At 54.7% G+C, this 8,478-nt stretch carries 7 protein-coding genes; all 7 read right to left on the reverse strand.

What is annotated here, in order from left to right; translation table 11 throughout:
* Positions 1–893, reverse strand: an 893-nt coding sequence (locus L691_RS0122560) for an ABC transporter permease (protein ID WP_025692562.1), incomplete at its 3' end; no start/stop codon positions are given.
* Complete coding sequence (locus L691_RS0122565; RefSeq protein ID WP_025692563.1) at positions 890–2,422, reverse strand: ABC transporter ATP-binding protein; 1,533 nt, start codon at positions 2,420–2,422, stop codon at positions 890–892. The genes L691_RS0122560 and L691_RS0122565, both read right to left, overlap by 4 nt.
* Positions 2,423–2,562: 140 nt before the next feature.
* Complete coding sequence (locus L691_RS0122570; protein WP_025692564.1) at positions 2,563–3,723, reverse strand: BMP family ABC transporter substrate-binding protein; 1,161 nt, start codon at positions 3,721–3,723, stop codon at positions 2,563–2,565.
* Between the two features lie 267 nt (positions 3,724–3,990).
* Positions 3,991–4,635 carry an NTP transferase domain-containing protein gene (locus tag L691_RS0122575; protein WP_025692565.1) on the reverse strand — a complete coding sequence of 215 codons (645 nt, stop codon included), beginning with the start codon at positions 4,633–4,635 and terminating at the stop codon, positions 3,991–3,993.
* Complete coding sequence (locus L691_RS0122580; protein ID WP_025692566.1) at positions 4,595–5,590, reverse strand: XdhC family protein; 996 nt, start codon at positions 5,588–5,590, stop codon at positions 4,595–4,597. Before L691_RS0122580 ends, L691_RS0122575 begins: the two co-directional genes overlap by 41 nt.
* Positions 5,591–5,623: 33 nt before the next feature.
* A complete protein-coding gene (locus L691_RS0122585; protein ID WP_025692567.1) occupies positions 5,624–7,198 on the reverse strand; it encodes a PucR family transcriptional regulator in 1,575 nt (524 codons plus the stop codon).
* A 246-nt stretch (positions 7,199–7,444) separates the two neighbouring features.
* The coding region (locus L691_RS0122590; RefSeq protein WP_025692568.1) for an amidase family protein at positions 7,445–8,478 on the reverse strand (1,034 nt) is incomplete at its 5' end.

Below are 8,478 nucleotides of genomic sequence, written 5' to 3' on the forward strand. Positions count from 1 at the left end.
GGAGAAATGCCCTGCATCAGCTTATGGCTTACTCCCGATACTTCGGCCATACCAGCAAGACCTGCAAGCCCTCCGCTGATCAGCATAACAATGATAATATGGCGATTGATGTGAATTCCGGCGTAACGGGCCGCGTTCGGATTCGCTCCGATCAGCCGCAGCTCGTAGCCCCAGCGGGTAAAACGGATCATCAGATAATAAATGACAACCGCGACCAGTGCAAAGATCAGGCCAATATGCAGCCGGGTTACTCCGAGTACAGGCAGCGATTGCGCGTCGGTAAATACCGGCGAGCCCGGCATGTTGAAACCTTGAGGATCTTTCCATGGTCCGAATGTGACGTAATCAAGGGCCAGCAGCGCGACATAATTGAGCATTAGCGAAGTAATCAGCTCGTTCACCCCGAAATGCGTCTTTGGAATAGCCGTAAGCAGCCCCCACAGAGCGCCGGCGGCAACGCCGAAGATCAGCATCAACAGAATCGACCAGAATCCCGACAAATTCGGAAAATAGATCGTTACGGCGGTTGCGGCTATCGCGCCGACAATCAACTGGCCCTCGGCTCCGATATTCCAGACCGATATCCGGTAAGCCACGGCGATGCCGAGTCCGCACAGCAGCAGCGGAATAGCTTTAACAAACGTTTCGGTAATGCCGTATGAGGTTCCGAAGGCACCCTTAATCATTTTGGAGTAGACGGTTACCGGGCTCATTCCGTTGGCATAGATAAAAATCGCGCACAGTACGAGCGCCAGCGCAACTGATACGATCGGCGTCCACCACGGCGTGCGGATGCGGGATGAATCAAATTCCAGCCGCCAGGGCATCTTTCCTCCGGAAGTCTGTTTCACAGGTTTCGCAAGCGCTCTTCCGCCTGCCTTTTCCTGGCTCATACCATGCTCTCCTCTCTGCCCCGGATGCCCGCCATCATAAGGCCGATGTTTTCTCTGTCCGCCATCTCATGGGTCTCCTCACCAATAATTGCTCCGTTATAAATAACCAGTATCCGGTCCGAAAGCTGCAGCAGTTCATCCAGATCCTCTGAAATGAGCAGCACGCCGCTCCCGGAAGCGCGGAGTTCCATAAGCAGCTCATGTACCCCTGCCGTCGCGCCGACATCAAGGCCCTGCGTCGGATGGACAGCCACCATCAGCTTCGGACGGTGGGTAACTTCCCGCGCGAACAACAGCTTCTGCTGGTTGCCTCCGGACAGATGCTGGACAGGCGTATCGAGTTCCGGCGTCTTCACATCAAATTTACGAACAAGCTCCTCGGACCATACACGATTCTTGGCCGCTTTCAGGAATCCGAATTTCGAATGCTCCTCGGAACGGTACGATTTGAACAGCAAATTATCGACAGATCCGAGCTTTCCGGCCAAGCCGCTTTTCATACGGTTTTCCGGCACATGAGAGATGCCCGAGTCAATCGCTCCGCGCACCGAAGCCGTCTTGACAGAACTTCCGTCAAAGGTAATTTCGCCTTCTCTCCACGTTCGAAGACCGGTCAGGACTTCAGCCAATTCCTTCTGGCCGTTGCCAGCCACTCCGGCTACGCCGACGATTTCACCCTTTCGCACGCTCAGGGACAGACTGTCCAGAGCCTTGCGGCCATGATCGGCGTAGACGCTTAAGTTTTTAACATTAAGCAGTTCTTCACCTTCCGTAGCTTCGCGCTCCTGACGCTCAATAACCACTTCTCTGCCGACCATCAACCGGGCAAGCTCGCGCTCATCGGTATCCTTGGTAACCAGCGTAGCAATCATTTTACCTTTGCGCATAACCGAAATTCGATCCGAAGACGCCATGACTTCCTTCATTTTATGCGTGGTCATGATAACCGTCTTCCCTTCCTGCTTCATCCGGCGAAGTGTGCTGAACAGCCCTTCCACCTCACCCGGCGTAAGCACCGAAGTCGGTTCATCCAAAATGATAATATCGGCGCCGCGATAGAGCGTCTTGACGATCTCCACCCGCTGCTGCTCCCCGACGGAAAGCTGCCATATGGGACGATCCACCGGAAATTTTAGCCCGAAGCGTTCCGCCAACTCCTCAATTTCTTTATGTTTGTTTTTAATCCAGTTTCGTCCGCGCCAGAAAGACGACTTTTCGCCAAGCACGATATTTTCCGCCGCCGTCAAGGTCTGCACCAGTCTGAAGTTCTGAAATACCATGCCCACGCCGAGCATGGCCGCGTCTTTGGGAGAACGAATCTTGGCAGGCTTGCCGTGAATCAGAATCTCTCCTTCATCCGCTCTATACACGCCCGACAGCATGCTCATGACCGTGCTCTTCCCCGCCCCGTTCTCACCAAGCAGCGCGTGTATCTCGCCCGCGTTTGCCGAAAAATCGACTTGGTCGCTCGCGGTTACCGAACCGAACCGTTTGACAATCCCGCGCATTTCCACCGAATATTCCTGCATATGAACGCCTCCTTCCTCATAGTTGTAGTACAGGTGGGGAAGGTTCTTGGATTAAGAGCCCGCCCCACCTGTATGGTCTTCCACTTATTTAACGGATATCACACACGAATTTTGCAGCTTAAAACAGGTCAAAACACGACTTATTTAGGAAGCGTTCCGACTACACCCTTGGCCAGCCAGTTCATGCCCAGCACTTCTTCAAGTGTGAGACTCTTTCCTGCCGGAACTTTCTCATTGCCCTGGTTATCGCTGATCGGACCCGTAAAGACATTCAATTCACCGCTGATGATCTTCGCCTTGGTATCGGCCACAAGCTTCTGCACATCCTCGGGAACCTTGTTGCCGAATGGAGCCAGATCAATCATGCCGTCAGCCATGTCGCCGGAATACTGCTCGTTCTTCCATGTTCCGTCCATAACCGATTTTACAGTCTTCGTGTAGTACGGTCCCCAGTTCCATACCGGGTTCGTCAAATAATTGTCAGGCGCGAATTTCTTCATGTCGGAGTCGTTGCCGCCTGCGAATGCGCCGCGCTCAGCAGCTGCCTGAATCGTAGCAGGGGAATCCTGGTATGCGAGCAGCACGTCGGCACCCTTATCCAGCAAGCTGATAGCCGCCTGACGCTCTGTCGTCGGATCATACCATGTGTTTGTCCATACGACGTCGACTTTAATGTCCGGGTTTACACTTTGCGCGCCAAGCGTAAACGCATTAAGGTTGTAGATAACTTCGCTGATCGGGAAAGCGCCGACATAGCCAAGATGATTTTTCTTGGTCATTTTGCCTGCCGCAATACCCGTCAGATAACTCGCTTGATAGTTCTTTCCGAAATAGGTACCCATGTTCTCGGCTGTCTTGAAGCCGGAAGCATGATCGAACTTGACATTCGGGAATTTCTTCGCCACGCTGAGCGTCTGTTCCATGTAGCCGAAGCTTGTCGTAAATACGATGTCATGGCTTTGCGCCAGCTCGGTAATGATGCGCTCCGCATCGGGGCCCTCAGGAACGTTTTCTACAGCATCGGCCTTAATGCCAAGTTCCGCTTCCATTGCTTTGCGCCCTTGGTCATGCTGGTAAGTATAACCGCCATCGCCTGGAGGCCCGATGTACACGAACGCCACCTTCGGCTTTTCTCCGGACGGCTGCGCGGACGCGCCTGCCGAAGCTCCGGCCGCCGACGACGGTTCCGGGGATGCACCCGTGTTACCTCCCGTATTGTTGCCGCCGCAGCCCGCAAGCACAATCGCAAGCACAAACAGCAGCATGAAGCTCAATTTGAATGCCCGACCCCTTTGTTTCATTGTTTTCCTCCTCCTAAAATGTCGTGTAGCATGAAAGCTAATATATGAACTGGCCGTTTCCAGCCGAAGCTCCGGCATCGGAGCCCTGGTCTTCAGGAATATTATATTTTTAATATACTGGAGGCCAGAGCCTTGCGTAAATTTATATAACATACGTTTGTGCGAAAAGATGAAAAGGAGGGGGGTACTTTGTGCACGCCGCACTAACCCAAGCCTATGTAGAGCTAGATGTATTTAAAATTGTAAGGAATCCTAACATATAGGGGATTATCTATCGGCAGCGTTGCGTTCCGGGGCATTTCTAAGCATCCACTCCCGGCGAACTTCCCTGAAATCTCCTTCGGTGTCGGCATCCATGAAGAACAAGGGCGAGTCCCCTTCAATTACTGCACCTCTATAGTCCGGAGAACGGAATATGCCTGCCGCGCCGCGGTCGCCCTCAAGCTGCTGGAGCGCCGGAAAGAGCGATTTGGAGAAAAGCGCTGGCGGCATTGCCATTCCGTTGCCTTTGGAAGCTACATAATCCAGAGCCGGCGAGCACCGGAAGGTCTCAATCAGGCGGCCGACCAGCCCCGCTGTGATAAAAGGCTGATCGGCGAGCGCAACCACCACCGCATCCGGTTCGGCCGGCAGCACCGCGTTCAAGCCGCAGCGGAGGGAGAAGGACATCCCCAGATGGGCCGTCAGGCAAAACTCCGTCCGCCTTGCCCCCGGGACTCCGCTCTCGGGCGGAAGCCACTCCAGCTTGTCGCCGGCCCGTACCACCACGGCCAGCGGATCAAGGCCGCAGCGCTCCAGTTCACCGAGCGCTACGCTCCCGAGCGCGACATCCTCCGACAGCATCAAAGATACCTTGGAGGTGCCCATCCGGCTACTTTGCCCCGCCGCCAGATAAATACCGGCAACTCTCAAGGTAATCCGCTCCTTTCGGCCGCTTGCGGGAACTCGATCTTCTGACCTGAATCATCTCGGCGACAATACTGACGGCTATTTCTTCAGGGCCTTCTCCCCCAATCGGCAAACCGACAGGCGCATGCAGCGTCTCCGGCGCATCAAGCCCCTCCAGCAGCATGCCTATTCTCGCTTTGGACCCGATGATGCCGATATAACATGGCTTATGCTTAATGACATGCTCAAGAAATATTCGGTCCCGCTGAAGCTGATGGCTGCAGATCAGAACATAATCCCTGCTGCCGATATGAAGCTTGTCTGCTGCCTCGGCCGGAGAGCAAATGATTCTTTCTGCCGCAGCAAAATCATGTCTTAAGCTACCCTCGCGCCAGTCGGCGATGGCAACACGAAAGCCGGCTTTGACCGCCAAATCCGCAATAGGGCGCGCATCATTTCCGGGACCAAACAGAACGAGCCGCGGTTTAGGTACAAGCAGCGTCGCAAACGAAGCATCGCTCCAGTTGTTGGCCGCCGCCATCTCCGGCACTGCCGCAGCCGACTCCAGCGAATAGGTATATCTGCCGTCTGCCCTGCTGCGCCGAAGGATCACGTTTTTACCGGATGTTATGATTCCATGGGCTTCAACCAGCAAATTCCTGAGCTCGCCAGCTACAGGCTCCAGCACTACCTTAATCTTGCCGCCGCAGCCCACAGCTTCTCCCCAAGAAAAATCATCCTGAGACAGCATATCATATTCTACGGTCTCCGGCATCCCCGATTTCCACACTTCTTCGGTCCGGAGCTGCAAATCGCTTTCCAGACATCCGGGGCTTAGGCTTCCTATAGTGCCCCCCTCATGAAACAGCATGACTGCTCCGGCCTTTCGATATGAGTGCCCCTCTACACCAATCAGGGTGGCCAGTACGGCGGGAGCTTCATCTCTCTTGATGCGGTTTACAATATCGTAGGCGCTCATGAACTCCCTCCTAAACTCATCGCGACCCGAAATTCAGCCGCGCTCCAGCATTTTACGGAATAAAAAGGCCAGCTTCAACCGCAGCAGGTCGTCCGTCTTCTTGAAATCAACATCAAGCAGTTCGCTCAGCTTCTCCATGCGGTAGGTAGCCGTATTGCGGTGGATGAACAGCTTCTTGGCCGTTTCATTGATATGACCGTCATTTTCCAAAAAAGCTTCCAGCGTATGCAGCATCTCCCTTACATACTCTGGCTCACGGCCCAGCAGTCCGGCCAATATGCGGCTGAAATATTTCTGCATCATCTCGGCAGGAACCTGCTGCAGCACCATGGCCAGCTCAAGCTGACGGTAATGCGCAACCTGCTGTCCCGCATTCCAGTGTGCCGTCAAACGCAAAGCTTCTTTTACTTCGGCAAAAGCTTCCTTGGTCTCCTCCGGTTTACTCTTCCGGCTGCTGATCGCGGCCCGGGGGTAGAAGCTCTCGCCCATCTTCAGTTTGTCGAAGCAGGATTCAATGATAGCGGAAAAACGTTCCGGCGCCATCCTTTCCCCCGAATAGATGGACAAGAGCCCTTCTTCCATCACAAGATGAAAAGCCTTCATCCTCCCAAACTCCGGATGCTGCGCATATTCCTCTTTCAGGCGGGTCAGTTCGTGCTGCCGCAGTTCTCCCGCTTCGGGCACATCACTAAGAACAAGCTGAAACGGCGCTTGCAGCAGTCCGTAGTCCAGTGTGTCAGCCGCCTTTACCAGTTCGGCGCAGGACAGGTCGCCTTTCAGGTAACGGCGGAGCAGCTTCCCAAACTCTCTATGCAAATCATGCTCGAAATAATCCTCATCCCCTGCTCGGATGTGATGCGCGATAAGTTCGGCTCCCTGCACGAACAGGCTTTCTTCCATAGGCAGAAGCAATGGGTCAATGGAGCAAAAGACAAGATAACCGAAGCACTCTTCTCCCTGCAAAAGCGGAAGGCGGTAGCCCGCTTCCTCTCCGATGCGCACCTTGCGGTTCCGGTTCCCCCACGGCCATCCGCCAAGCAGTTCCCGTTCGGTGCGGGTGGAGTTATTGAAGAGTAGTTCCCCCCGGCTGCCGATGACGGCAATCGGATGGCCGATGACTTCGGATACCGACTCCAGAAGCGAGCGGCTGCGTACAGGGCGCAGGGCAAAGCGCATCAGCTTGCGCTGCTTCTCAAGAACGGCTTGCAGGGTATCCGTCCTGCGGGCAAGCTCCGCCCGGAACAGACCGTTCATTTGATCAGAAAAGGTAAATTGGAATGGAAGCTCGATGAGCGGGAAATTCAATTCGTCCGCTTCGGTGATCAGAGTTTCAGGAACCGATTCCCAGAATCGGCCCAGCTTGATGCCGAGTCCCGAGGAACCCCTCCGATTGAGCTTGTGAAGCAGCGCCGACGCCTGCTCCGGATTATCCTTGATCAGATAGGCTGTCGTAAGCAGCATCTCGCCTTCTTTGATCCAATCCGAAATATCCGGCGCATCCATCACATTGATCGATTTAACGATTCTGTGAGTCCCTTTGGAGCCGGCAATCAGCTTTGCTTCCGACAGAGGATAAATCGATAACGCCTCTTCAACCGTAAGATGCATGCAGCCTCTCCTCCAGTATATATATAAAATCTAATTTTTTATGATTTCTTGTGTTACTTTATGTAACATTATAAAGAATGCGCCCCTCTTTGAAAAGAAAAAAGTTAAAAAAACGCCTTGCTATGTTATGTATTTTTACATATTTTTCATATTGATTTTTTAGATTATCTGCTATGCAAAAAAACAAAAGCCGTCCAGCGCGGCATTCACCGCGAGACAGCTTTGTCATCTGTATTAAACAACTGATCAAACAAGCGCCGGCTTCCAGATTTCATTTACCCATGCCAATAAGCGCAGGTCCTGGCCATAACCGCCGATGACGGACAGTCCGAGCGGAAGACCGTCAGGACCGCTCACCGGAAGCGTGATTTGCGGAAGACCGGTCAGACCTGCGATACAGCAGAGCGACATGGCCCCGCTGCGATTAAACTCCAGCTGCGCCGCATCCCCGCCGACAAGCGGTGCGGGGCCCGGCACTGTCGGAATAACCAGCACACCGTTCTCGCCAAGCAGATTGCGAAGCCGGACGGTAACTTCCTCGCGGAACGAGGCCGCGGCTGAAAGATTGCGGCCGTGCAGTTCTTCCGCAAGTTTAAAGCGGGCGGCAATATCCGGCGCAAAGGTCGGCCGCTCCCTACGCACCCAGCTTCCATGCGTTTCCCATATTTCACTGCCCTGAAGCTCCCGAAAGACATCCATCCACGCCTTCAGTCCCTCCGGAGCCGCTTCGGTCTGCACGCTTCTCCCGGCGCCAGCCTGCAAAACCTTCAGTGCGCCGGTTAAATCCCCGGCGCTTTCCGGTTCTGTCAGCGCCCAGGCATCCTCTGGGATGAACAGCGTGTCGATCTGAATCTTCGCTGCTTGGGCTGATGATGCCGCAGAGTCTGGGGCGGGCTCCCCCAGGCTTTCTCCTTCGCCCGCTCCGCCGAGCAGCACCCTGCCGACCCTATGCAAAAGTTCGAGGCCGCTTGCCATCCAGCCGACGGTATCAAACTGCGGCGCAAGCGGGATCACGCCATTCATATCAACCGCACCATGACTCGGCCGAAAGCCATAAATGCCGCAGTAAGCGGACGGTACGCGGACAGAGCCGCCCGTATCCGTCCCGAGCGCGAAGTCTACGCTCCCCGCGGCGACCGCGACTGCCGAGCCGCTGGAAGAACCGCCGGGAATTCTCCCCGCGCCCCGCGGATTCACCGGCGTGCCGTAATGAATATTTTCCCCGCCAAGGCTGTACATCAGCTCATCCGTGTGGGCCGCGCCTTTAAGAGCGGCCCCCG

The sequence above is a fragment of the Paenibacillus zanthoxyli JH29 genome (assembly GCF_000520715.1).
Taxonomy (GTDB): domain Bacteria; phylum Bacillota; class Bacilli; order Paenibacillales; family Paenibacillaceae; genus Paenibacillus_AQ; species Paenibacillus_AQ zanthoxyli.